The sequence below is a fragment of the Pseudomonas sp. RC10-4-2 genome (genome assembly GCF_050433085.1).
GTDB lineage: Bacteria > Pseudomonadota > Gammaproteobacteria > Pseudomonadales > Pseudomonadaceae > Pseudomonas > Pseudomonas aeruginosa.
This window is the reverse complement of the sequence record NZ_JBNPXX010000007.1, coordinates 259,135-283,321: the sequence shown is the minus strand read 5'-3', so window position 1 is coordinate 283,321 and position 24,187 is coordinate 259,135. Positions and strand designations below refer to the sequence as shown.

Below are 24,187 nucleotides of genomic sequence, written 5' to 3'. Positions count from 1 at the left end.
GCCGGTTTCAGCAACCGGCGCGGCGCCGCCACAGCCGGTACTCGCCGCAGAAACCGGCGAGGAACAGCGCCAGGCCGAGCGCCAGCAGGGTCCAGGGCGTCCGCAGCGGGGCGCGCTGGAGCGGCGGTTCACCGTGCAGCAGGACGAAGCATTGCAGCAGCGCCCAGAACATCGCAGCGACGCCGCCAAGCATGGCCAGGCGGCACAACCAGCCGAGCCAGTAGCCTCGGCGCGAGGGCATTTCCGGAAACTTCCCCGACACGTATTCACCTCCACATCCGCCGCCGCACTCTAGCCGAGACGCGGACGGCGGTGTGTCATGCAAGCGCAATAGCGGGGAAAGGCATTCGTCAGGAACAGGCAGCGAGAAGAACTCAGGGCGAAGGCGGCAGGCCCTCCTCGACCCGGCCGAGCCGCTCGTCGGTCCGCTCGATATCGGCGCTGTCCCAGCCGCCGCCCATTGCCGCGATCAACTGGACGCTGGCGGTCAGGCGGCTGCCGAGCAGGGTCAGCACGGTGCGTTCGTTGCTCAGCGCGGTGGCCTGGTTGGTGACCACGTCGGTGTAGTCGACGGTGCCGGCCTTGTACTGGTTCTCGGCCAGGCGCAGTGCCTCGCGGGCCGACTCCAGGGCTTCGCGCTGCACCCCGCTCTCCTCGTCGAGGACGCTCAATTGCACCAGGTAGTCCTCCACCTCGCGGAAACCGTCGAGCACGGTCTGCCGGTAGGTCGCCACGGTCTGGTCGTAGGTCGCCTCGGCCTGGTCCACCTGGGAGCCGATCAGGCCGCCGTCGAACAGGGTCATGGCGAACTGCGGGCCGATCGACCAGAAGCGGTTCGGCGTGCTGATCCAGTTGCTCAGGCTGCCGCTGCGGTAGCCGCCGGCGGCGCTCAGGGTGAGGTCGGGGAAATAGGCGGCCTTGGCCACGCCGACCTGGGCGTTGGCGGAAATCACCTTGCGTTCCGCCGAGGCGATGTCCGGCCGTCGTTCGAGCAATTGCGACGGCACCACTGCCGGCAGGTCCGGCAGCTTCGGCACGCTCGCCACCGGCGGCAGGTTGAATTGCGCCGGCGGCAGGCCGACCAGCACGGCGATGGCGTGCTCCAGCTGGGCACGCTGGTACTTCAGGTCGATGGCCTGGGCCTGGGTGCTTTTCAACTGGGTGCGGGCCTGGGCCACGTCGGCCCTGGTGACGATGCCGGCGCGGTATTTGTTCTCGGCCACCTTCAGCGAACGCTCGTAGGCCGTCACCGTGTCGTTGAGCAGGCGGATCTGTTCGTCCATCACCCGCAGTTGCAGGTAGTTCTGCGCCAGTTGCGACTGCTGGCTGAGGCGCACCGCGGCGAGGTCGGCGGCGCTGGCATGCAGGCTCGCCTGGTTGGCCTCCAGTTGCCGGCGCAGCTTGCCCCAGAGGTCGACCTCCCAACTGACACCGAGGCTGGTCGAGTAACTGTTGCTGATCGCACCGGAACCACCGCCGCTGCTCACAGTGGAGCCGTCGGGCAGGCGCACGGTGCTGTCGCCGCCGCCCTGGCCGCTGCGGGTCTTGCCCACGTTGCCGGTGATCGACGGGAAGAACGCCGCCCGCGCGCCGCGCACCAGCGCCTCGGCCTGGCGGAACTGCGCCACCGACTGGGCCAGGGTCTGGTTGGAACGTTCCAGGTGCATCTGCAGGTCGTTCAGGGTCTGGTCGCCGTACAGCTCCCACCAGGCGCCGCGCTGGAACACGTCGCGCGGCTCGGCGCGGCGCCAGCCTTCGGCTTCCTTGAATTCGGCGGGCACCGCCAGGTCCGGTCGCTGGTAGTCGGGGCCGATGGCGCAGCCGCCGAGGGCGGCGACCAGGGCCAGGGCGAGCAACGAGGGGGTGTGTTTCATAGGGGTGTCTCCAGCGCACCGTCCGTGCGTACGCCGCGTTTCTGGTTGACCCAGTGGCGCAGGCGGTCGAGATAGAGGTAGACCACCGGGGTGGTGTACAGGGTCAGCAACTGGCTGCCGATCAGCCCGCCGACGATGGTGATACCCAGCGGCCGGCGCAGCGCGGCGTCGCCGCCGATGCCGAAGATCAGCGGCAAGGCGCCGAGCAAGGCGGCCAGGGTGGTCATCATGATCGGCCGGAAGCGCATCATGCAGGCCTCGAGGATCGCCTCGCGCGGGCTCAGGCCGTGGTTGCGCTCGGCCTCCAGGGCGAAGTCGATCATCATGATCGCGTTCTTCTTGACGATGCCGATCAGCAGGATGATGCCGATCAGCGCGATCAGGCTCAGCTCGCTGCGGCAGAGGATCAGCGCGAGCAGCGCGCCGACCCCGGCCGAAGGCAGGGTCGAGAGGATGGTCAGCGGGTGCACGTAGCTCTCGTAGAGGATGCCGAGGACGATGTACACCGCCAGCAGCGCTAGGAGGATCAGCCAGGGCATCTGGTTCTGCGTGTCCTGCACCGCGCCGGCGTTGCCCTCGAAGCTGGTCTGCACGTCCACCGGGATGTGCAGCGGCTCCAGGGCCTGCATGATGGCCTCGCGGGTCGGGCCGATCTGCGCGCCCGGTGCCAGGTTGAAGGACAGCGTGGTGGCGGCGAACTGGCCCTGGTGGTTGACCTCCAGCGGTGCCCGGCTCGGTTCGTAGTGGCTGAACGCGGACAGCGGCACGCGCTGGCCGTCGTTGCCGATCACCTGGACCTGGCGGAGGATCTCCGGGCTCTGCTGGTACTGCTGGTCGACCTCCATCACCACCCGGTACTGGTTCAGCGGGTTGAAGATGGTCGACACCTGGCGCTGGCCGAAAGAGTCGTTGAGCACCGCGTCGACCATTTCCACGTTGATCCCCAGGGTCGCCGCGCGGTCGCGGTCGATCACCAGGCGGGTCTGCACGCCCTTGTCCTGGGAGTCGCTGTTGACGTCCACCAGCTGCGGCAGCTTGCGCATCGCCGCCTCGACCTTCGGCGCCCATTCGCGGAGCAGGGTCAGGTCGTCGCTGCGCAGGGTGAATTCGTACTGCGCGTTGCTGTCGCGGCCGCCCAGGCGCACGTCCTGGCCGGCGTTGAGATAGAGCGCCGCGCCGGGCACCTTGGCGATCCGCTCGCGCAGCCGGGTGAGGACCTTCTCCACCGGGTCGCGCTCGCCGATCGGCTTGAGAGTGACGAAGAACGAACCGGTGTTGCTCGACTGCCAACGGCCGCCACCGATGAAGCCGACCACGTTTTCCACCGCCGGATCGGAAGAGAGGATCTTGCGGTACTCGCCCATCTTCGCGCTCAGGGACTGGAACGAGATGCTCTGGTCGGCCACCGCGTAGCCGCGCAGGCGCCCGGAGTCCTGCTGCGGGAGGAAGCCCTTGGGCACCACCACGAACAACCAGAGGTTCATGGCGATGCAGGCCAGCATGATCACCACCATCAGCCGCGAGTGCTCCAGCGCCCAGCCCAGGCTGGCGCGGTAGCGCAGCATGAAGGCGGCGAAGAAGCGATCGCTGCGCCGCGCCAGGGAAGCGCCTTCGGGCCGTTTCAGCGGACGCAGCAGACGTGCGCAGAGCATCGGCGTGAGGGTCAGGGATACCACCAGGGACACCAGGATCGCCGCCGAGAGAGTCACCGCGAACTCGCGGAACAGCCGTCCGGTGAGGCCGCCCATGAGCAGCAGCGGGATGAACACCGCGACCAGCGAGAGCGTCATCGACAGCACGGTGAAACCGACCTGGCGGGCGCCGGTGATCGCCGCCTGGATCGGCGGATCGCCCTCCTCGATGCGTCGGGCGATGTTCTCCACCACCACGATGGCGTCGTCCACCACGAAGCCAGTGGCGATGATCAGCGCCATCAGCGACAGGTTGTTCAGGCTGAAGTCGCACAGGTACATGACCGCGAAGGTGCCGATCAGCGAGACCGGCACCGCCAGGCTGGGGATCAGCGTGGCGCGGCCGTTGCGCAGGAACAGGAAGACCACCAGGATCACCAGCGCCACCGAGATCAGCAGGGTCAGCTCGGCCTCTTCCAGCGACGCACGGATCGACGGGCTGCGATCGTCCATCACGTTCAGCTTGACCTGCGGCCCGAGCAGTTCCTGCAACACCGGCAGTTGCGCGTGGATGGCGTCGGTGGCCTCGATGATGTTGGCGCCGGGCTGGCGGGTGACGATTAGCAGCACAGCCGGCAGGTCGTCGGAAAAGCCGGCGTTGCGCACGTCCTCCACCGAGTCGCTGACCTTGGCCACGTCGCCGAGGCGCACCGCGGCGTCGTTGTCGGCGTTGTAGTGGATCACCAGCGGCTCGTACTCGCGGGCCTTGCGCAACTGGTCGTTGGCGTCCACCTGCCAGTGCTTGTCGTCCTTCTCGACGGCGCCCTTGGGGCCGTTGCTGTTGGCCGCGGCGATGGCCGTGCGCACGCTGTCCAGGGACAGCCCGTACTGGCTCATGGCATCCGGGTTGAGGTCGACCCGCACCGCCGGCAGCGAGCTGCCGCCGATGCTCACCTGCCCTACCCCCTGCACCTGCGACAGCTTCGGCGCCAGCACAGTCGAGGCGAGGTCGTACATCTCGCCGCGACTCTGGGTCTCCGAGGTCAGGGTGAGGACCATGATCGGCATGTCCGAGGGGTTGGCCTTGCGGTAGCTGGGATTGTTCGGCATACCGCTGGGCAGCAGGCTCATCGCGCCGTTGATCGCCGCCTGCACCTCGCGGGCGGCGCCGTCGATGTCCTTCTCCAGGTCGAACACGAGCACCACGGTGGTCGAGCCCAGCGAACTGCTGGAGGTCATCTCGCTGATCCCGGCGATCCGTCCCAGCGAGCGCTCCAGCGGCGTGGCCACCGACGAGGCCATGGTTTCCGGGCTGGCGCCCGGCAGGCTGGCGCTGACCACGATGGCCGGAAAATCGACGTTGGGCAGCGGCGCCACCGGCAGCAGGCCGAACGACAGGGTGCCGGCCAGCAGCAACGCCAGGGTCAGCAGCGTGGTGGCGACCGGGCGGCGGATGAAGGGCGTGGACAGACTCATCGCCCGGCGTCCCCGTCGAACCCGGCCTCGGTGTTCAGGTCCAGCCCGCGCTGCTTGCGCCAGGCCGCCCAGCGACGGGCCAGGCGGTCGAAGTAGAGATAGATCACCGGGGTGGTGAACAGGGTCAGGACCTGGCTCAGCAGCAGGCCACCGACCATGGTGATGCCCAGCGGCTGGCGCAGCTCGGCGCCGGCGCCGCCGGCGAGCATCAGCGGCAGCGCGCCGAGCAGCGCGGCCATGGTGGTCATCAGGATCGGCCGGAAGCGCAGCAGGCAGGCCTGGTAGATCGCCTCATGGGGCGGCTTGCCTTCGTTGCGCTCGGCGTCGAGGGCGAAGTCGATCATCATGATCGCGTTCTTCTTGACGATGCCGATCAGCAGGATGATGCCGATGATCGCCACGATGCCGATCTCCTGCCCCGCCAGCATCAGCGCCAGCAGCGCGCCGACCCCGGCCGAGGGCAGGGTCGAGAGGATGGTCACCGGATGGATGAAGCTCTCGTAGAGGATGCCCAGGACGATGTACATGGTCACCACCGAGGCGAGGATCAGCAGCAGCGTGTTCGACAGCGAGGCCTCGAAGGCCAGCGCCGCGCCGCGGAAGCTGCCCTGCATGCTCAGCGGCAGCTCCAGGCTGGCCTCGACGCCACGGATCGCCTCGACCGCCTCGCCCAGGGAGTAACCCTTGGCCAGGTTGAACGACAGGGTCGCCGAGGGGAACTGGGCGATATGGTTGATCGCCAGCAGGGTATGCCGCTCCTCCACCTTCGCCAGGCTCGACAGGCGCACCTGGGTGCCGTCGCTGGACGGCACGTAGAGCTGCTCCAGGGCCTGCGGGCCGAGCTGGAACTGCGGCGCCACCTCCAGCACCACGCGGTACTGGGTGGCCTGGGTGAAGATGGTCGAGATCAGCCGCTGGCCGAAGGCGTTGTAGAGCACGCTGTCGATGTCGGAGAGCTTCACGCCGAGGCGCGAGGCGGTGTCGCGGTCGATGTTCAGGTAGGCCTGCAAGCCCTTGTCCTGCCAGTCGCTGGCGACGTCGGCGAGCTGCGGCAACTCCTGCAGCCGCGCCACCAGCTTCGGCACCCACTCGGCGAGCACGTCCGGGTCGGCGTCCTGCAAGGTGAACTGGTACTGGGTGCGGGCGACCCGGTCCTCGATGGTCAGGTCCTGCACCGGCTGCATGTACAGCTTGATCCCGGGCAGGTGGTCGAGTTCGGGCTGCAGGCGCTGGATCACTTCGCTGGCGGTGACGTCGCGCTCGCTGTGCGGCTTGAGGTTGATCAGCAGGCGGCCGGTGTTGAGGGTCGGGTTGCTGCCGTCGACGCCGATGTAGGAGGACAGGCTGGCCACCGCCGGGTCCTTCAGCACCACCTCGGCAAGGGCGCGCTGGCGCTCGGACATGGCCTGGAAGGAGATCGACTGCGGCGCTTCGGCGACGCCCTGGATCACCCCGGTGTCCTGCACCGGGAAGAAGCCCTTGGGCATGGCCAGGTAGAGCAGCGCGGTCAGCGCCAGGGTGGCGATGGCCACCAGCAGGGTCAGCGGCTGGTGCCGCAGGACCACCCGCAGGGCCTTGGCGTACTGTGCGATCAGGCCATCGATGACCCGCCCCGCGGCGCGCGCGAAGCGGCCCTGCTGGTCCTCGTCGATGTGGCGCAGCAGCTTGGCGCTGAGCATCGGCGTAAGGGTCAGGGAGACGAAGCCGGAAATCAGGATCGCCACCGCCAGGGTGATGGCGAACTCGCGGAACAGCCGCCCGGCGACGTCGCCCATGAACAGCAGCGGGATCAGCACGGCGATCAGCGAGAAGGTCAGCGAGATGATGGTGAAGCCGATCTGCTTCGAGCCCTTGAGCGCCGCTTCCAGCGGCGAGTCGCCCTGCTCCAGGTAGCGGGCGATGTTCTCCACCATGACGATCGCGTCGTCGACCACGAAGCCGGTGGCGATGGTCAGCGCCATCAGGGTCAGGTTGTTGATCGAGAAGCCGGACAGGTACATCACGCCGAAGGTACCGATCAGCGACAGCGGCACGGCGAAGCTGGGAATCAGGGTGGCGTAGACGTTGCGCAGGAACAGGAAGGTGACCATCACCACCAGCGCCACCGCCAGCGCCAGCTCGAACTGCACGTCCTTGACCGAGGCGCGGATGGTGGTGGTGCGGTCGGTCAGCACCTGCACGTCGAGATTGCCCGGCAGGGTCGATTGCAGCTGCGGCAGCAGCGCCTTGATCCGGTCGACCACCTCGATCACGTTGGCCCCCGGCTGGCGCTGGATGTTCAGCACCACCGCCGGCAGGTTATTGGCCCAGGCGGCCAGGCGCACGTTCTCGGCGTCGTCCTCGACGCTGGCGACGTCGCGGATGCGCAGCGGCGAGCCGTTCTTGTAGGCGATGATCAGGTCGCGGTAGGCGTCGGCCGAGCGCAACTGGTCGTTGGCGTCCAGGGTCGAGGCACGGGTCGGGCCGTCGAAGCTGCCCTTGGGGCCGTTGAGGTTGTTGCTGGTCACCGTGCTGCGCAGGTCCTCCAGGCTCAGCCCCGCCGCCGCCAGCGCCGTCGGGTTGGCGCGCACCCGCACCGCCGGGCGCTGGCCGCCGCTGATGCTGACCAGGCCGACCCCGGAGATCTGCGAGATCTTCTGTGCCAGGCGGGTATCCACCAGGTCCTGGATCTGCGGCAGCGGCATGCCGTCGGACATCACCGCCAGGGTCAGGATCGGCGCGTCCGCCGGGTTCACCTTGCTGAACACCGGCTGGTTCGGCAGGTCGTTGGGCAGCAGGCTCTGCGCGGCGTTGATCGCCGCCTGGACTTCCTGCTCGGCGACATCGAGGTTGCTCTGCAGGCTGAATTGCAGGGTGATCACCGAGGCGCCGCCGGAACTGCTGGAAGACATCTCGTTGAGCCCCGGAATCTGCCCGAGCTGGTTCTCCAGCGGCGCGGTGATCGACGAGGTCATGATCTCCGGGCTGGCGCCGGGGTACAGGGTGACCACCTGGATGGTCGGGTAGTCCACTTCCGGCAACGCCGAGATCGGCAGGAAGCGGTAGGCGATCAGGCCCGAGAGCAGGATCGCCACCATCAGCAGGGTGGTCGCGACCGGCCGCAGGATGAACGGGCGGGACGGGTTCATTCAGCGCTCCCGCTACCCACCGAGTCGCCCTGGAGGCCGCTGGGGCGGCCAGTCTGCGGTTTCTGCGGCTCGCCCTCGAGGACCTGCGGGGAGGCCTCGGCGACACGCACTTCCATACCGTCGCGCAGGCGGTCGGTGCCTTCCACCACCACCTGCTCGCCGGCCTTCAGGCCGCTTTCCACCACCACCCGCTCGTTCTCGCTGGTGCCGATGGCGACGCTGCGCTGGCTGACCTTGTTGTCGGCGCCGACCACGTACACATAGATACCGTTGGTGCCGCGCTGCACGGCGTTGGCCGGAATGGTCAGCACGCCCTTGAGGGTCTGCGCCAGCAGGCGCACGTTGACGAACTGGTTGGGGAACAGCTTGCCGTCGGCGTTCTCGAAGCGCGCCTTGAGCTTGACCGTGCCGGTGGTGGTGTCGATCTGGTTGTCCAGGGTGGTCAGGGTGCCTTCGGCGAGAACCTTGTCCTGGTTGCGGTCCAGCGCGGTGACCGCCAGCTTGCCGGGGCCGTTCATCTGCTCGACGACGGTGCCGATCTGCTGCTGCGGCAGGCTGAACACCACCGAGATCGGCTTGACCTGGGTGATCACCACCAGCGGCGTGGTATCGCCGCTGGTGACCAGGTTGCCGATGTCCACCTGGCGCAGGCCGAGGCGCCCGGAAATCGGTGCGCGGACCTCGGTGAAGGTCAGGTTGAGGCGGGCGTCGTCGACCTGGCCCTGGTTGGTACGGATGGTGCCCTGCAACTGGCGGACCTGGGCTTCCTGGGTATCCAGGGTCTGCTTGGCGATCGAGTCCTCGGCATACAGCCCCTTGTAGCGCTGCAGGTCGATCTCGGCGTTCTTCAGTTGCGCCTGGTTCTGCATCAGCGTGCCCTCGGCCTGGGCCAGCGCCGCTTTGTAGGTGCGCGGGTCGACCACCGCCAGCAGGTCGCCGGCCTTGACCTCCTGCCCCTCCTGGAACAGCACCTTGACCAGCTCGCCGTTGACCCGCGGCTTGACGTTCACCGTGTTGAAGGCGGTGACGGTGCCAAGCGCGTTGAAATGCAGCGCCAGGTCGCCCTGCTCCACCCTGGCCACGCCGACGGTGAGCGCGTTGGCCTTGGGCAGCGCGGCGCCCGGCTTGCCGCCGCGACCGGGTCGCCCGTCGGAGGACGGTGCCGAGGCGGGCGCCGCCAGCCACATCACCAGGCCGATCACGGCGGCGAAGGCCAGGGCGGTGATCAGCCACGGGCGCAGGGTACGGAACTTGGATTTACCGGTCGTTGGAGTCATGGTTCTTCTTCAGGCTTAGAACGGAGGCGCTTTTTCCAGGCTGCACGATAAGCATTGCAGGGGCCCAGGCAAAGCCTCTTTACCCGCTATTTACCCTTGCTTTACCGATAGTTAGGCATTCCGCCCGCATGCTTCGGCGAGCCACCCGCAGCCTGGCACCAGGCTATGACAACAAACGGCTTGCTCCGTTACGGACGAAGGCTTGAAATAGAGCGTTCTGCATTCGCCCACTCCGCAATCGGCCAGGGACGCACAGATGATCGACCCGTTGAAACACCGCTTCGCGGCGCTCCGCAGTCGCGCCGAATTCCACTCCTTGCGCTACGTCCAGCGTAGCGGCGAGTACCTCTCGGTGCGCCGCAACGTCAACGAACCGCCGCACTTCAGCCAGGACCGCGGCGCCATGCTCTGCGTACGGCTGAACGGCGTGGAAGCCTACGCCGCCACCAACGATCTCTCCGCGGCCGGCCTGCAGGCCGCCCTGGAGCAAGCCGAACGGCAAGCCGAGCGGATCGCCCGGCACGTCCTGTTCGACGTCCGCGGATTGCCGCCGGCAAGCGGCCGCTCGCAGTATCGCTCGCCGAACCAGGACGCCCCTTTCCCCTCCCTCGCCGAGTGCTACGAACTGCTCGCCGAGGAGTCCGCCAAGGTGCCGCGCGACGAGCGCCTGGTGAACTGGAGCGTATTCCTCGAAGTCAGCCGCCAGGAACAGCTCTACCTGAACAGCGCCGGCGCCGAGCAATACCACGAGCAGCGCTTCGTCTATCCCGGCGCCAGCGTCACCGCCTACGACGGCCATGACAGCCAGACCCGCAGTTTCGGCGGCCACCATGCCGGCCAGCAGGGCGGCGCCGAAGTGATCGAGCGCCTCGGCCTGGTCGGCGCCGCGCCGCGCATCGCCGACCAGGCCCTGCAACTGCTGGCGGCGCCGAACACCCCGAGCGGCCGCTGCGACCTGCTGCTGATGCCGGACCAGATGATCCTGCAGATCCACGAGTCGATCGGCCACCCGCTGGAGCTGGATCGCATCCTCGGCGACGAGCGCAACTACGCCGGTACCAGCTTCATCAAGACCGAGGACTTCGGTCGCTACCAGTACGGCTCCAGCCTGCTCAACGTCAGCTTCGACCCGGAAATCCCCGAGGAGCTGGCCAGCTACCGCCAGGACGACGACGGCAGCCCCGCGCGCAAGGAATACCTGATCCGCGAAGGCCGCCTGCTGCGTCCGCTCGGCGGCGCCCTGTCGCAACACCGCAGCGGCCTGGAGGGCGTCGCCAACAGCCGCGCCAGCAGTTGGAACCGCGCGCCCATCGACCGCATGGCCAATCTCAACCTGGAGCCCGGCGACAAGAGCTTCGCGCAGCTGGTGGCCGGTATCGAGCGCGGGGTGCTGATGTCCTACAACCGCTCCTGGTCGATCGACGACGCACGCAACAAGTTCCAGTTCGGCTGCGAATGGGGCCAGTTGATCGAGGACGGCGAACTCAAGGGCGTGGTGAAGAACCCCAACTACCGGGGCATCTCCGCGCAGTTCTGGCGCAACCTCAGCGCGGTGGGCGACGCCGGCACCTTCGAGGTGCTCGGCACGCCCTACTGCGGCAAGGGCGAGCCGAACCAGGTGATCCGTGTCGGCCACGCCTCGCCGGCCTGCGTATTCAGCGATGTGGACGTATTCGGGGGAGATACCTGATGCACCAGAGACAGCATTTCGAAGCCCTCGCCGAGGACCTGCGCCGGCATCTGGCCGAGGGCGAGGACTTCACCCTCTGGTACAGCGCCGAGGACTCCGAGTTCATCCGCTTCAACCGGGCGCGGGTGCGCCAGGCCGGCCGGGTGCGCCAGGCCAGCGCGCTGCTCCGGCTGATCCGCGACGAACGCCAGGCGAGCCTCGACCTGACGCTCTCCGGCGCGCCGGAAGAAGACCGCCAGCGTCTGGCCGAAGGCCTTCGGCAACTGCGCCAGAGCCTGGCCTGGATTCCCGCCGATCCCTATCTGCTGCTCGACACCTCGGCCTGGCAGCGAGAGAACCAGGACCTCGGCGCAGCGCCCGACAGCGGCGCGCTGCTGGCCAGCCTCGAACGCCGGGCGCGTGACCTCGACCTGGTCGGCATCTATGCCGCCGGACCGCTGTTCCGTGGCTTCGCCAACTCCTGGGGCGCCTTCGGCTGGCATGCCGGCAGCAGCTTCAACTTCGACTGGAGCCTGTTCCATGGCAACGGCCAGGCGGTGAAGGCCGACTACGCCGGCCAGCGCTGGGACGACGAAGCCTTCGCCCGGCGCTTCGAACAGGCCCGGGAGCAGCTCGGCCACCTGGGCAAGCCGCTGCGCCAGTTGCGCCCCGGCGACTATCGCGCCTACCTGGCGCCGGCGGCGCTCGAGGAAGTCATGCAGATGCTCTGCTGGGGCGGTTTCTCCGCGCGCGCCCTGGCTACCGGCGAAAGCCCCCTGCAACGCCTGCAGAACGGCGACGCCCTGCTCAGCCCGCTGCTGAACCTCGCCGAGCGCCCTGCCACCTCGCCCTCCCCGGCATTCAGCGCGGAAGGCTCGCCGCGCGCCGAGGTCGAACTGGTCGGCAACGGCCGCCTGAGCGGACGCCTGGTGAGTTCGCGCAGCGCCCGCGAATACGGCCTGGTAGCCAATGGCGCCGGCGCCAACGAGGCGCCCACGGCGCTGGACATGGCCGGCGGCAGCCTGGAACAGGCGCGTATCCTCGAGGCCCTGGATACCGGCCTGTACATCGGCAACCTGTGGTACCTGAACTACTCGGACATGCCCGCCGCACGCCTGACCGGAATGACCCGCTTCGCCACCTTCTGGGTGGAGAACGGCCAGATCCGGGCGCCGGTCAGCACCATGCGCTTCGACGACAGCCTGTACAGCTTCCTCGGCGCCCACCTGGAAGACCTCAGCCACGAGCGCGAACTGCGCCTGTCCAGCAATACCTACGGCGAACGCCAGACCGACTCGATGCACCTGCCGGGCGCGCTGACCGGGCGCTTCACCCTCACGCTCTGAATCCACACGGCGCTCCCCGGCGGTTCGCCGCCCGGGAGCGCCGCGTGCGCAATCCGAAGAACGACCGCCGATATTCCGGCGCCATTATCACGCCACCATAAACGGACCGACTCCCTCCTCGTTATCCACTCTGGTGACACACGCCCGAGAGGAACCCACCGCACGCATATCCCATTCGGTACACGGAGGTGAAGCTATGCCCGCTTTGAGTCGTCGTTCGTTCGTGACCCTGACCGCCCTGGCCTCCAGCAGCATCCTGCTGAGCCCGCGAGCCTTCGCCGGGAGCGGCGCGACAAGCGCCGCCGGCAAGCCGCAAGAGACCTTCCTGGATTTCAACGAAAGCCCCTACGGCCCCTCCGCCAAGGCCAGGGCCGCCATGCAGCGGGCGGCCGCGCTCTGCGGTCGCTACGACTACGACGCGCAGGACGCCCTGGTCGGCCTGTTCGCCAAGCAGAACGGCATCCCCGCCGAATGCGTGCACGCCTACTGCGGCTCGCGCCAGCCGCTGCAATACGCCGTCGCGGCGTTCACCGGCAAGGAGCGCGGCCTGGTCATCGCCGATCCCTCCTACGACTCCGTGGTCGGCGCCGCCCAGGCCCAGGGGGCGAAGGTCGCTGCCGTGCCGCTGGACGCCGAGGCGGCCCACGACATCGAGCGCATGCTCGCCGCCGCGCAACGCGACGCCGGGCTGATCTATATCTGCAACCCGAACAACCCGACCGGCACCCTCACCCCGCACGAGCGGATCGTCAGGGCGATCGAACGCAAGCCCGAGCGCAGCGTGGTGCTGGTCGACGAGGCGTATATCCATTTTTCCGACGCACCCAGCGTCGTCGGCCTGGCCGTCCAGCGCCAGGATGTGCTGGTCCTGCGTACCTTCTCGAAACTCTACGGGATGGCCGGCGCCCGGCTCGGCCTGGCCATCGGGCATCCGCAGCTGCTGGCGCGGCTGGAGCGCTTCGGCGGCCACAACGTGGTGCCCTCGCCAACCGCCCACGCCGGGCTGGAAAGCCTGCGTGACGACGATCTGGTGCCACGGCGCAAGCAGCAGAACGCAGAGGTCCGCGAGCGCACCATCGCCTGGCTGCGCCAGCAGGGCTTCCGCTGCACCGCCTCACAGTCCAACTGTTTCATGGTGGATATGCGCCGTCCCGCCGAGCTGGTCATCGCCGAACTGGAGAAACAGCGGGTGCACGTCGGCCGCCCGTGGGCCTCCTGGCCCAACTGGGTCCGCGTGACGGTAGGCAGCGAGGAAGAGATGCAGGCGTTCCGGAGCGCCTTCGCCAGCGTCAGCCGGCGCCACCAGGTCGCCATGCGCTAGCGCTGCGTCTCTGCGACGCAGGGCGGATGACCGCGCTGCGATTATCCGCCCTGCTCATGGCCCGAGGCGAGCAGCCAAGGGATTCGGGTTCGCCCGTTACCAGCCAGCCTGGCTGACGGTCATGGGACGAAGCGGGTTGGCCGTGGGGCTCAGAGAGCCGCCAGGGCCGCCGCGTAGTTCGGCTCGTCGGCGATTTCGCCGACCAGTTCGCTGTGCAGCACCTTGTTCTGCTCGTCGAGCACCACCACGGCGCGCGCGGCCAGGCCGGCCAGCGGGCCGCTGGCGATGGCCACGCCATAGTTCTCGAGGAACTCGCGACCGCGCAGGGTCGACAGGTTGACTACGTTCTCCAGGCCTTCCGCGCCGCAGAAGCGCTTCTGCGCGAACGGCAGGTCGGCGGAGATGCACAGCACCACGGTGTTGGCCAGCTTGCCGGCCTCGACGTTGAACTTGCGCACCGAGGTGGCGCAGGTCGGGGTGTCGACGCTGGGGAAGATGTTCAGCACCTTGCGCTTGCCGGCGAAGTTTTCCAGGGTCACGTCGGCGAGGTCGCCGCCGACCAGGCTGAAAGCCGGAGCCTGGGCGCCTTTCTGCGGGAGCTGGCCATCGACGTTGACCGGGTTGCCCTTGAGAGTCACTTGAGCCATTGCGTTGATCCTTCTAGTCAGTGAGAAGCCGCCGGCCCTGTGGCCGGCGGCGGAAGCATTCGGGGCCGGCGACGATGCTAGCACGCTTTACCCGAGCGAAAACCTCGGGTTTGAGCGTCGCCGTCCCCCGAGGCTCAACTCCTGGCCTTGGCGAAATACTCCCGGGTCAGGCGGAACACCACCGGACTCAGCAGCAGCAAGGCGATCAGGTTGGGAATCGCCATCAGCGCGTTGAGGGTATCCGCCACCAGCCAGGCGAAGTCCAGCTGGGTCATGGCGCCGAACGGAATCGCCAGGGTCCAGACGATCCGGAACGGCAGGATCGCCCGGGTGCCCGCCAGGTACTCCCAGCAGCGCTCGCCGTAGTAGCTCCAGCCGAGGATGGTGGTATAGGCGAACACCACCAGGGCCAGCGACAGGATGTAGTGGCCGACGCCCGGCATCGCCGCCTCGAACGCCGCCGAGGACAGCGCCGCGCCGCTGGCGCCGCTGGTCCAGACGCCCGAGGTGATGATCGCCAGGCCGGTCAGGCTGCAGATGATCAGGGTATCGATGAAGGTGCCGAGCATACCGATCAGGCCCGAACGCACCGCGCTATGGGTCGTGCCGGCGGCCTGGGCGATGCCGGCGGTGCCGAGGCCGGCCTCGTTGGAGAAGATCCCGCGTGCGACGCCGAAACGGATTGCCGCCATCACCGCTGCGCCGGCGAAGCCGCCGGTGGCGGCGATCGGCGTGAAGGCGTGGGTGAAGATCAGTTGGAACGCGCCGGGAATCGCCTCGGCATGGACCACCAGGACGATCACCGAGGCGACGATGTAGCCGACGCACATGAAGGGCACCAGGGCTTCGGCGACCTTGCCGATACGGCGGATGCCGCCAAGGATCACCAGCCCGGTGACGAGCATGGTGGCGACCCCGGTGACCCAGTCGGGCACGCCGAAGGAAACCTCCAGGGCATCGGCCATGCTGTTGACCTGGACCATGTTGCCGATACCGAAGCCGGCGAGCCCGCCGAACAGCGCGAAGGCCGCGCCGAGCCAGGCCCAGCGCTTGCCCAGACCGTTCTTGATGGCATACATCGGACCGCCGACGTGTTCGTTGCGCTCATCCTTCTCGCGGTAGTGCACCGCCAGCACCACTTCGGAGAACTTGGTGGCCATTCCCACCAGCGCGGTGCACCACATCCAGAACAGCGCGCCCGGGCCGCCGAGGAAGATCGCCGTGGCCACCCCGGCGATGTTGCCGGTACCGACGGTGGCCGCCAGGCAGGTCATCAGCGCCTGGAACGGGCTGATCTCGCCGCTGCTCTCGTCATCCTTGCTACGCCCCTGCCAGAGCAGGCGAAAGCCGACTCCCAGGCGCACCAGGGGCATGAACTTCAACCCCAGCATCAGGTACAGGCCGGTGCCGAGAATCAGCACCAGCATCAACGGCCCCCAGACCACGCCGTTCAGGTCGACCACCCACTTCTGCAAGCTTTCCATCAGCGATCCTTATTCTTGTTCGAATGAATGCGGCCTGGCGGCAGCGGGCATCCGGAACTCGGACGAACATCCCTGCTCGACAGGCCAAGGCTGCCGATCCTAACGAGGTTCTCTCGGCGAAATCGAGAAAAATCTTCGCCCGGAAAGCCTGCGTCTCATTGCGTCTCGCCGGCCGCCTGGCGACCGAACAGTTCCACCAGCCAGTCGACGAACACCCTCACCCGCGGCGACAACTGGCGCTGCGAGGGATACACGGCATGCAGCGGCAGCGATGGCGGCAACCATTCTCCGAGCACTTGTCGGAGGCTACCGTCGGCCAGGCCGGCGGCGACGTGATAGTGCGGCGCCTGGATCAGCCCGAGCCCGGCCCGGCAGGCGGCGACGTAGGCATCGGCGTTGTTGACGCTGACCCGGCTGCGCATCGGCAACGTGCGCAGACGCCCGTCGACGCTGAACTCGAAGTCGAAGGTACGCCCGCTGGAAGGCGACTGGTAGTTCACCGCGAGGTGCCCGCCGAGCTCGGCGAGCTGCCGCGGATGGCCATGACGCTCCAGGTAGGCGGCGCTGGCGCAGGTCACCTGCGGCAGGTCGGCCAGGTGCCGGCCGACCAGGCTGGAATCGTGCAGCTCGCCGACCCGCAGCACGCAGTCCGCACCCTCGCGCAGCAGGTCGACCAGGCGATCGTTGCTGCTCAACTGCAGCTCCAGTTCCGGGTAGCGCTCGCAGAACTCCGGCAGGAACGGAATCACCCGCATCCGCCCCAGCGCGCCCGGCAGGTCGACCCGCAAGCGCCCGCGCGGGTTGTTCAGGACGCGTGGAAAGCAGCTTTCCGCCTCCTCCAGGTCCGCCAGCAGGCGCACGCAACGCTCGTAGTAGGCCTGCCCGTCGAGGGTCAGGCTGACCTGGCGGGTGGTGCGCTGCAGCAACTGCACGCCAAGGTGCGCCTCCAGTTGCTGGATCGCCTGGGTCACGCTGGCGCGCGGCAGCTCCAGGCTGTCCGCGGCCTTGCCGAAGGCGCCCAGCTCGACGATGCGGGTGAAGGCCTGCATGGCCTGGAAACGATCCATCGGACACCCTCGATTATTTGGAAAATACGAATGGTAAAACCGTAATTATGGGCTTTATCCAGACCAATGCAGAGCGAAGAATGACGACGTTTTCCTTCCCTCCCGCGAGGCTCGACACATGAAAACCCGTCAACTCGGCCACAACGGCCCTTCCGTCTCCGCCATCGGCCTCGGCTGCATGGGCATGACCGACTTCTACACCACCGGCGGCGACCGCCAGGAGGCCATCGCCACCCTGCATCGCGCCGTGGAACTCGGGCTGAACTTCTTCGATACCGCCGACATGTACGGCCCGCACAGTAACGAGGAACTGCTCGGCGAGGCCCTGCGCGGCAAACGCGAGCAGGTGTTCCTGGCCAGCAAGTTCGGCATCGTCCGCGACCCTGCCAATCCCCGGGCGCGCGGCGTCGACGGCAGCCCGGCGTACATCCGCCGCGCCATCGAAGGCAGCCTGAAGCGCCTCGGTACCGACCGCCTGGACCTGTACTATCAGCACCGCATGGACCCGCAGGTACCCATCGAGGACAGCGTCGGCGCCCTCGCCGACCTGGTGAAGGCCGGCAAGATCCGCCACATCGGTCTCAGCGAAGCCTCGGCGGAAACCCTCGAGCGTGCCCACCGGGTGCACCCGATCAGCGCGTTGCAGAGCGAGTACTCGCTGTGGACCCGCGATCCGGAGGACACCGGGGTGCTCGCCGCCTGCCGTCGCCTGGGCATCGCCTTCGTCCCCTACAGCCCGCTGGGCCGAGGCTTCCTTACCGGCACCCTGAAGCGCCCGGAAGACTTCGCCGCCGACGACTACCGTCGTTTCAGCCCGCGCTTCCAGGGCGAGAACTTCGCGAAGAACCTGAAGCTGGTGGACAAGGTCGGCGAACTGGCCGCAGCCAAGGGCGTGAAACCCTCGCAACTGGCGCTGGCCTGGGTGCTGGCGCAGGGCGATGACCTGATCCCGATTCCCGGCACCAAGCAGCGGCGCTACCTGGAGGAGAACGTCGCCGCGACGGAATTGCGCCTGAGCGCGGCGGAACTGGCCGAGCTGGATGCGATCTTCCCCGCCGAGGCGGTCGCCGGCAGTCGCTATAGCGAGGAAGGCATGCGCCTGGTCAATCTCTGAGACAGTGAAGCTGCGGTCACGTCCCCGTATGCCGGAGCCTGGCTGTAGGGCGAATCACCGCTTGCGGTTATCCGCCGCTTATCCGGGGTTTCGGCGGATACCGCCTGTGACGGTATCCGCCCTACGGGTCTCTATCGCTCGCAATTTCCTGGCTGCCTACACGGCGGGAAAACGACGACGGGGCGGCCGCCATCGGCAACCGCCCCGCTCCCCTCGGCGCCAGGCGAACCTCAGGGCGTCCACCAGTAGCGCACCACGTGGAAGAAGATCGGCGCGGCGAAGCACACCGAGTCCAGGCGGTCGAGCATGCCACCGTGGCCTTCGATCATGTGCCCCCAGTCCTTGACCCCACGGTCGCGCTTGATCGCCGACATCACCAGGCCGCCGAAGAAGCCCAGCAGGTTGATCAGCAGCGCGATCAGCGCCGCCTGCCAGAGGTTGAACGGGGTGATCCACCACAGCGAGGCGCCGATGGCGGTGGCCAGGGCGATGCCGCCGACGAAGCCTTCGACGGTCTTCGACGGCGACAGGTTGGGAGCGATCTTGCGCTTGCCGAACAGCTTGCCGCAGATGTACTGCATCACGTCGGAGAGCTGCACGACGATCACCAAGTAGGCGATCAGCAGCAGGTTGCGCCCCTCGAAGCCGGGGATGTCGAGGGTCAGCAGCGCCGGCACGAAGGAGATACAGAACACCGCCAGCATCAGGCCCCACTGCACTTTCGAGGCGCGCTCGAGGAAGTGCTTGGTGTCGCCGCCCAGCGAGGCGAGGATCGGCAACAGCAGGAACACGTACACCGGGATGAAGATCGAGAACATGCTGTACCAGTCGATGTAGATCAGCAGGTACTGCATCGGCAGCACGAAGTAGAACGCCGCCACCAGCGCCGGGTAGTCGCTGCGCCGGGTCGGGGTGAGGGTGATGAACTCGCGCAGGGCGTAGAACGACACGCCATAGAACAGCAGGATCACCGCCGCCTGGCCAAGCCAGAAGGCGAAACCGATCACCAGGACCATCGCCCACCAGGCGTTGATCCGTGCGTTCAGGTTGTCGATCACCGCGTTCGGGCCGGGACCGGCGCGCCACTTGAGGACGAAGCCGACCAGCGAGGCGAGCAGCAGCAGCGCGCCGATCCCGCCGAAGAGCATCCAGGTCTGTTCGTTCATCTCAGGCCTCCTCTTCCGGCGCCAGGTCCAGCAGGGCCATGCGCGCTCGTTCGAGGAACGCCTCCTTGCCTTCTTCCGCCGTGGCGACCAGCGGCTTGCCGAAGCTCAGGGTGCAGAGCAGCGGCAACGGCAGCATGCGGCCCTTGGGCATGACCCGGTTGAGGTTGGCCAGCCAGACCGGCACCAGCTCGACGTCCGGGTGGGCCAGGGACAGGTGGTAGATACCGCTCTTGAATGGCAACAGCTTGACCTCGTCGTCCAGGTTGCGGGTGCCCTCGGGGAAGATGATCAGCGAATCGCCGCCGTCCAGGGCGCGGTCGAGGGGTTCGAGCGGATTGGCATTGGCCTCGCTGCGCTGGCGGTCGACCAGCACGCCGTTGAACACCTTGTTGATCACGTAGCTGCGCAGGCCGGCCTTGTTCCAGTAGTCGGCGCCCGCCACCGGCCGGGTACGCCGCCGCACCTCCGGCGGCAGCGAGGCCCAGAGCAGGACGAAGTCGCCATGGCTGCTGTGGTTGGCGTAATAGATGCGTTGCTTGGGGATCGGCGTGGTGCCCAGCCAGAGGCTGCGCAAGCCGGTGATGGCGCGGGCGCCGGCGATGATGCCATAGGCGACGACTGATTCGAGCATGGGAAGACTCTTCAGGTTTGAGCGTTGAATAGAGGGATCGACAACAGGCACGACAAGGCCAGCAGGAACTGGGCGCCACAGGCCAGCGCCTGCCAGCGTAGCAGGCGCAGGGCGCCGTGGCTGCGCTGGTGCCAGGTGCGCCCTGCGGCGTCCGCTCGGGCCAGGCCGAGATCGGCCAGGGCCCGGTCCAGGTCTTGGGTCTGCGCTTCCAGCCTGTCGCCGACGTGGCTGAAACGTTCGAACAGTTCGGCGTCCAGGGCCACTCGCAGCGCCCAGTACTTCTGCCACAGGCCGAGCAGGGCGATCGCCAGCATCGCCGCAGCGAAATAGCGCCAGCCGATGCCCTGCACGGCCTGGTACAGGCCCAGCCCGATGGCCAGCAGGGTCAGTGCGGCGGACAGCCGGTCAAGCTCGCGGCCACGGCGCAGCAGGGCCGCCACCAGGGCCAGGGTTTGCTCAGGCATGGCGCACCTCGCCCAGTTCCGCCGATGGCTCCGGCACGCTCCCGCTCAGCGCCGCGAGGGTCCGCCGCTGGGCCTCGCCCAGCAGCACTTGCGGTCGCGCCCGACGTAACACCGCCACGGCCGACTCGACGTCCGCCGCGCGGCCGCTGAGCAGCAGCCAGGCGGCGACCAGCGTGGCGCTGCGCGAATAGCCCAGGGCACAGGCCACCAGCAGCGGCCCTTGCGCCAGCAGTTCGTCGATCAGCACCGCGGCGCGCCGGCAGTCCTCGACGTCCGGCGCGACCAGGTCGAGCAACGGCAGGCTGCGATAGGCCAGCCCCTGCGGCTCGCAGGAAAGTTCGGCGGTAGCGTCGAGCAATGCGCGAAAGCGGCCGTCGGCCAGTTCCGCGGACGACGGCAGGCGCCCCAACCAGAGGCCCGGCAGCACCTCGTCCGGCTGCGGCCGGCGACGGGTCCAGAGCCAGGCGTTGATCCGCGCGGCAAGCAGATATGGCGCCAGCAGCCAGCGCGCGGCGGCGCTCAGGCGGCCAGTGCTGCCCTTCTGGAAGCCGGCGGCGCCGAACAGCAGGTAGTTCAGCGCCACCAGCGCCAGCGCCAGCGCCGGCCAGCACAGCCACAACGCCGCACCGCCGACGGCAAAGGCGACGGCGGCGCAGGCCAGCGCGCCGAGGCCGTAGCGAGCGGCCAGCCGCCGCCGTTGCCGGTCGCGGCTCAGACTGGCGCGGGCGAACGGCGCGGGCTGCGCCTGCGGCCACAGCCAGACGCACAGCCAACCGGCCAGCGCGCCGGTGGGCACGTCGATGAAATGGTGCTGCCAGGTGGTCAGCACCGACAGCCCGATCAGCGCGAACCAGCCATGCAGCAGCCAGCGCCAGGCGCCGCTGGCGTAGCGCGCGTAGCAGACCCAGAGCACTACCAGCAGGGCGATGTGCAGCGACGGTGCCTGGTTGTACGGTTTGTCGAACCCCATCAGCACGTCGAACAGCCAGCCGAACACGCCGCCCAGTTCCGGCCGTTCGAAGGTGAAGCGCAGGGGGAACAGCAGGAAGCAGGTCACCGACAGCACCTGGGCGCTGAGCAGGCGCAGGCAGTGGGTGTCCAGCTCGCGCTTGTCCCGCGGCAACAACAGCGACAGGCCGTAGAGCAGGTCGATCGACCAGTACGGCAGGATGGTCCAGGGCCACAGCGGCATCCCGCGTTCCCAGTCGAAGACCAGGCTGCCGACGTCGCCGCGCTGGCTGGTCAACCAGTTGGCCAGGCCATAGCTGGCGAAGAAGAACGGGCCGAGGAACAGCAGCCAGAGCACCGCCCGCTTCAGTACCCCCGGCTCGCGCGGCGCCATCAGCGGGCGACCTTCTGCGCCAGCGATACGCTGAAGATGCCCCACTGGTCGACCCGCTGGGTGATCTTGCGGAAGCCGGCGGCGGCCACCAGCTGGTCCATTTCCGCCTGGGTCCGGCGCCGCATCACCCAGGCCTGGCCCTGGCGGTGGCTGGTCAGCGCGCGGGCGATCAGTTCCAGCTGCGGGTGCCAGGGCTGTCCGGTGTAGACCAGGTAGCCGCCCTCCTCCAGCGCCTCGCCGAGGCCGGCGAGGGAGTCGCCGACCATGCGGTTGTCGGCGAACAGCTCGTAGAGCCCGGAAACCACCCCGAGGCTCGGCTTCGGTTGCAGCGCCGCCAGGTCGGCGCGATCGAAGGCATCGCCCTTGACGAAGCGGGCGATGCCGGCGAGGCCCTTGCTTTCGATCAGGGCGCTGCCGTCACGCACGTTGATCTCGCTGTAGTCGCGCAGGAGGATGCTTTCCGGCAGCGGCTCGACGCCTTGCAGGGCTTCGAGGATGTAGCGGCCGTGGCCGGCGGCGATGTCGACGATGCGCACCTCGCGCTGCTCCTCGCGCAACCGCTGCATGGCCAGGCGCAGCAGCTCCTCGGCGTGCAGCTTGCGCTGGCGGATGCCGCGCCAGCCGATGGAGTCCAGGTAGTTGCGGTCGATCAGGCGACCCAGCGGGCCGCTGCCGCTGGGCTGGTTGCGGTAGACATAGTCGAGGGTGCTGCCGGAATCGAAGCCGGTGTCGAAGCCCAGCTTGACCCCGTCCGACCACAGGCTGCCCAGGCGCAGCCCGGCACGGGTGGCGCGCCAGTAGAGATCGCGCGGCGAGTTCTTCGGCAACGGCGCGGCCAGCGCCTCGGCCTCGGCGCAGGTATGGCCCAGACGGTCGGCATCGAGCAGGCTCGGTCGTTCAGGTGCCGTGGCGAATGCCTCGAGGAGGAAGCGCCGGGCACGGCCGACGGCCAGGTGACGATCGCGCTCGCCAAGGGTGTCGTGGAAGAAGCCGGGCAGGATGTGCTTTTCCTTGCGCAGGCTGCCGAGACGCTCGAAGAAGCGCTCCTGCGGCGCACGATGGACGACGAAGTCGGCCCCGGAAATCAGCAGTTGGGTGGGAATCTGGATCGCCTGTGCGTCCGCTACCACCCGCTCGGCAGCTTCGTAGAGGCCGAGCAGGACGTTCACCGAGATCGCCTTGGCGATCAGCGGGTCGCTGTCGTAGGAGGCGATCCGCTGCGGGTCGTGACTGAGGAAGCGTGCCTTGACATAGCTGTTGACGAAGAAATTGCCGCGCCACAGGCGCATCAGTTTCAGCCCGCTGCGGGCGAACGGCACGTAGAGCTTGACCTGGAACGCCGGCGAAGCCAGCACCAGTGCGCGCACCTTCGGCGCGTAGTCGTGGGCCCAGGTGGAAACCAGCACCGCGCCGACGCTCTGCGCCACTACCGCCATCCGCTCTTCGGCGATACCGTGGACGGCCTGGATATGGTCGACGAAGGTCTGTACGTCGCGCACGCTGGTGGCAAAGCTCGGGCTGTCGCCGCGGGCGCCTGGCGAGAGGCCGTGGCCACGGGCGTCCCAGGCGAAGAAGTCGTGTTCCGGCAGGTCGAGTTCGTCGACCAGGTGGGCGATCCGCCCGGAGTGCTCATGGCCGCGGTGGAACAGCAGCACCGCCTGGCGCGTGCCGTCCGGCGCCGGGCGGCTGGCCGGCCAGTGGCGGTAGAAGAGCTCTGCCCCGTCGTGGGTGGTGAAACGCAATTCCTGTACGTCGCGCATGTGATGTCCCTATGTCGTTGCCCCGGCCGGGATCCCGGCGGGGTTGCTTCCTGCGGGCGCCCACCTCCATGGCGTTCGCCCGTTCCCTCTCAGGCCTGGCCGTCGCTGCCCCGTCGACTCGCGGACAGCTCGGCCAGGCCCTGGCGCACGCGGTTGCCGATGGTCAGCAACAGCAGGGCCGCGATCAGCAACATCAGCCAGTCGATCCAGGCCAGCGGCAAAAGGCCGCTGGCCACCCCGGCGCCGATCACGCCGAAACACAGCGCCCGGTCGCTTTTGCCCATCGGGCCGTCGTAGCGGCGCGAAGCGCCGACCATGGTGCCCAGCGCGCCGGCATATTCGCTGATCACCGCCAGCAGCACCACCAGCACCACCCACAGCGGGTTGACTCCCGGCAACAGGGCGAACGGCAGGTACAGGCCGCTGTCGGCGATCACGTCGGTGAGTTCGTTGAGGTAGGCGCCCAGGTCGGATTTCTGGCCGAACTCGCGGGCGAGCATGCCGTCCACCGCGTTCAGCGCCATGCGCAGGAACATCCACAGCGGAACGAGGGCGAACAGCCAGAGATGGCTGGCGAAACCGGCGACCAGCGCGCCGACCAGCAGCGACAGCAGGCAGGCCGCCAGGGTCACCTGGTTGGCAGTGATGCCGCGCTGGTAGAGGCGCTGCACGCCGGGACGAAGAAGATTCTGAAAGCGCGGTTTGAGTTGATAGACGGAAATCATGTCAGCCAGTCCTTGTGCCGAGTTGCTTCGGGCACCGACCTGGCGGTCGGCGCCCGCTCCATTCT

The 24,187-nt window shown here is 68.1% G+C and carries 18 protein-coding genes; 4 read left to right on the top strand and 14 right to left on the bottom strand.

The window, feature by feature from the left end; genetic code table 11:
* Window positions 1–7: 7 nt before the first annotated feature.
* The 5 genes from FHW81_RS27425 to muxA form a co-directional block, all read right to left on the bottom strand.
* Entirely contained in the window at window positions 8–241 is a 234-nt protein-coding gene (locus FHW81_RS27425; protein WP_003113319.1) for a hypothetical protein, read from the bottom strand.
* A 133-nt stretch (window positions 242–374) separates the two neighbouring features.
* The gene (gene opmB / locus FHW81_RS27420; RefSeq protein ID WP_023091276.1) at window positions 375–1,874 is read right to left on the bottom strand and encodes a multidrug efflux RND transporter outer membrane subunit OpmB; all 1,500 of its coding nucleotides are present in this window, start codon (window positions 1,872–1,874) and stop codon (window positions 375–377) included.
* Complete coding sequence (muxC, locus tag FHW81_RS27415; RefSeq protein ID WP_106120641.1) at window positions 1,871–4,981, bottom strand: multidrug efflux RND transporter permease subunit MuxC; 3,111 nt, start codon at window positions 4,979–4,981, stop codon at window positions 1,871–1,873. The genes opmB and muxC overlap by 4 nt, the downstream gene beginning before the upstream one ends.
* Window positions 4,978–8,109 (bottom strand): multidrug efflux RND transporter permease subunit MuxB, encoded by a 3,132-nt coding sequence (gene muxB, locus FHW81_RS27410; RefSeq protein WP_003089920.1) that lies wholly within the window; start codon window positions 8,107–8,109, stop codon window positions 4,978–4,980. Before muxB ends, muxC begins: the two co-directional genes overlap by 4 nt.
* Complete coding sequence (gene muxA / locus FHW81_RS27405; protein WP_003111498.1) at window positions 8,106–9,386, bottom strand: multidrug efflux RND transporter periplasmic adaptor subunit MuxA; 1,281 nt, start codon at window positions 9,384–9,386, stop codon at window positions 8,106–8,108. The genes muxB and muxA overlap by 4 nt, the downstream gene beginning before the upstream one ends.
* 256 nt (window positions 9,387–9,642) lie before the next feature.
* Here muxA and FHW81_RS27400 point away from each other — a divergent pair, with 256 nt between their 5' ends.
* From FHW81_RS27400 to FHW81_RS27390, 3 genes are all read left to right on the top strand, one after another.
* On the top strand, window positions 9,643–11,076 hold the full coding sequence (locus FHW81_RS27400) for a TldD/PmbA family protein (protein ID WP_003162887.1): 1,434 nt from the start codon (window positions 9,643–9,645) through the stop codon (window positions 11,074–11,076).
* Window positions 11,076–12,401, top strand: coding sequence for a TldD/PmbA family protein (locus FHW81_RS27395; protein WP_003113322.1), 1,326 nt, complete (start codon window positions 11,076–11,078; stop codon window positions 12,399–12,401). The genes FHW81_RS27400 and FHW81_RS27395 overlap by 1 nt, the downstream gene beginning before the upstream one ends.
* 196 nt (window positions 12,402–12,597) lie before the next feature.
* Complete coding sequence (locus tag FHW81_RS27390; protein WP_003113323.1) at window positions 12,598–13,722, top strand: pyridoxal phosphate-dependent aminotransferase; 1,125 nt, start codon at window positions 12,598–12,600, stop codon at window positions 13,720–13,722.
* Between the two features lie 149 nt (window positions 13,723–13,871).
* On the opposite strand, the gene tpx is transcribed toward FHW81_RS27390, so the two are convergent.
* From tpx to FHW81_RS27375, 3 genes are all read right to left on the bottom strand, one after another.
* A complete protein-coding gene (gene tpx, locus FHW81_RS27385) occupies window positions 13,872–14,369 on the bottom strand; it encodes a thiol peroxidase (RefSeq protein WP_003089950.1) in 498 nt (165 codons plus the stop codon).
* Between the two features lie 134 nt (window positions 14,370–14,503).
* Complete coding sequence (locus tag FHW81_RS27380; RefSeq protein ID WP_003113324.1) at window positions 14,504–15,853, bottom strand: alanine/glycine:cation symporter family protein; 1,350 nt, start codon at window positions 15,851–15,853, stop codon at window positions 14,504–14,506.
* Window positions 15,854–16,008: 155 nt separating this feature from the next.
* The gene (locus FHW81_RS27375) at window positions 16,009–16,920 is read right to left on the bottom strand and encodes a LysR family transcriptional regulator (RefSeq protein ID WP_003120066.1); all 912 of its coding nucleotides are present in this window, start codon (window positions 16,918–16,920) and stop codon (window positions 16,009–16,011) included.
* Window positions 16,921–17,038: 118 nt separating this feature from the next.
* Between FHW81_RS27375 and FHW81_RS27370 the strand changes: the two genes are divergently transcribed.
* Entirely contained in the window at window positions 17,039–18,034 is a 996-nt protein-coding gene (locus FHW81_RS27370) for an aldo/keto reductase (protein ID WP_003113326.1), read from the top strand.
* Between the two features lie 230 nt (window positions 18,035–18,264).
* Here the strand turns inward: FHW81_RS27370 and FHW81_RS27365 are convergent, their stop codons facing one another.
* The 6 genes from FHW81_RS27365 to FHW81_RS27340 all read right to left on the bottom strand — a co-directional run bounded on the left by FHW81_RS27365 (window position 18,265) and on the right by FHW81_RS27340 (window position 24,122).
* A complete protein-coding gene (locus tag FHW81_RS27365; protein WP_003089962.1) occupies window positions 18,265–19,200 on the bottom strand; it encodes a phosphatidate cytidylyltransferase in 936 nt (311 codons plus the stop codon).
* A 1-nt stretch (window position 19,201) separates the two neighbouring features.
* Window positions 19,202–19,831 carry a lysophospholipid acyltransferase family protein gene (locus FHW81_RS27360; protein WP_003113327.1) on the bottom strand — a complete coding sequence of 210 codons (630 nt, stop codon included), beginning with the start codon at window positions 19,829–19,831 and terminating at the stop codon, window positions 19,202–19,204.
* 11 nt (window positions 19,832–19,842) lie between these two features.
* Window positions 19,843–20,295, bottom strand: a complete 453-nt coding sequence (locus tag FHW81_RS27355; RefSeq protein WP_003116854.1) for a hypothetical protein — start codon at window positions 20,293–20,295, stop codon at window positions 19,843–19,845.
* Window positions 20,288–21,637 carry a phosphatase PAP2/dual specificity phosphatase family protein gene (locus tag FHW81_RS27350; RefSeq protein WP_003116853.1) on the bottom strand — a complete coding sequence of 450 codons (1,350 nt, stop codon included), beginning with the start codon at window positions 21,635–21,637 and terminating at the stop codon, window positions 20,288–20,290. Before FHW81_RS27350 ends, FHW81_RS27355 begins: the two co-directional genes overlap by 8 nt.
* Window positions 21,637–23,397: a bifunctional alpha/beta hydrolase/class I SAM-dependent methyltransferase gene (locus FHW81_RS27345; RefSeq protein ID WP_060774216.1), complete on the bottom strand. Its 1,761-nt coding sequence runs from the start codon at window positions 23,395–23,397 to the stop codon at window positions 21,637–21,639. The genes FHW81_RS27350 and FHW81_RS27345 overlap by 1 nt, the downstream gene beginning before the upstream one ends.
* An 89-nt stretch (window positions 23,398–23,486) precedes the next feature.
* Window positions 23,487–24,122, bottom strand: a complete 636-nt coding sequence (locus FHW81_RS27340; protein WP_012614089.1) for a CDP-alcohol phosphatidyltransferase family protein — start codon at window positions 24,120–24,122, stop codon at window positions 23,487–23,489.
* Between the last annotated feature and the right edge of the window lie 65 nt (window positions 24,123–24,187).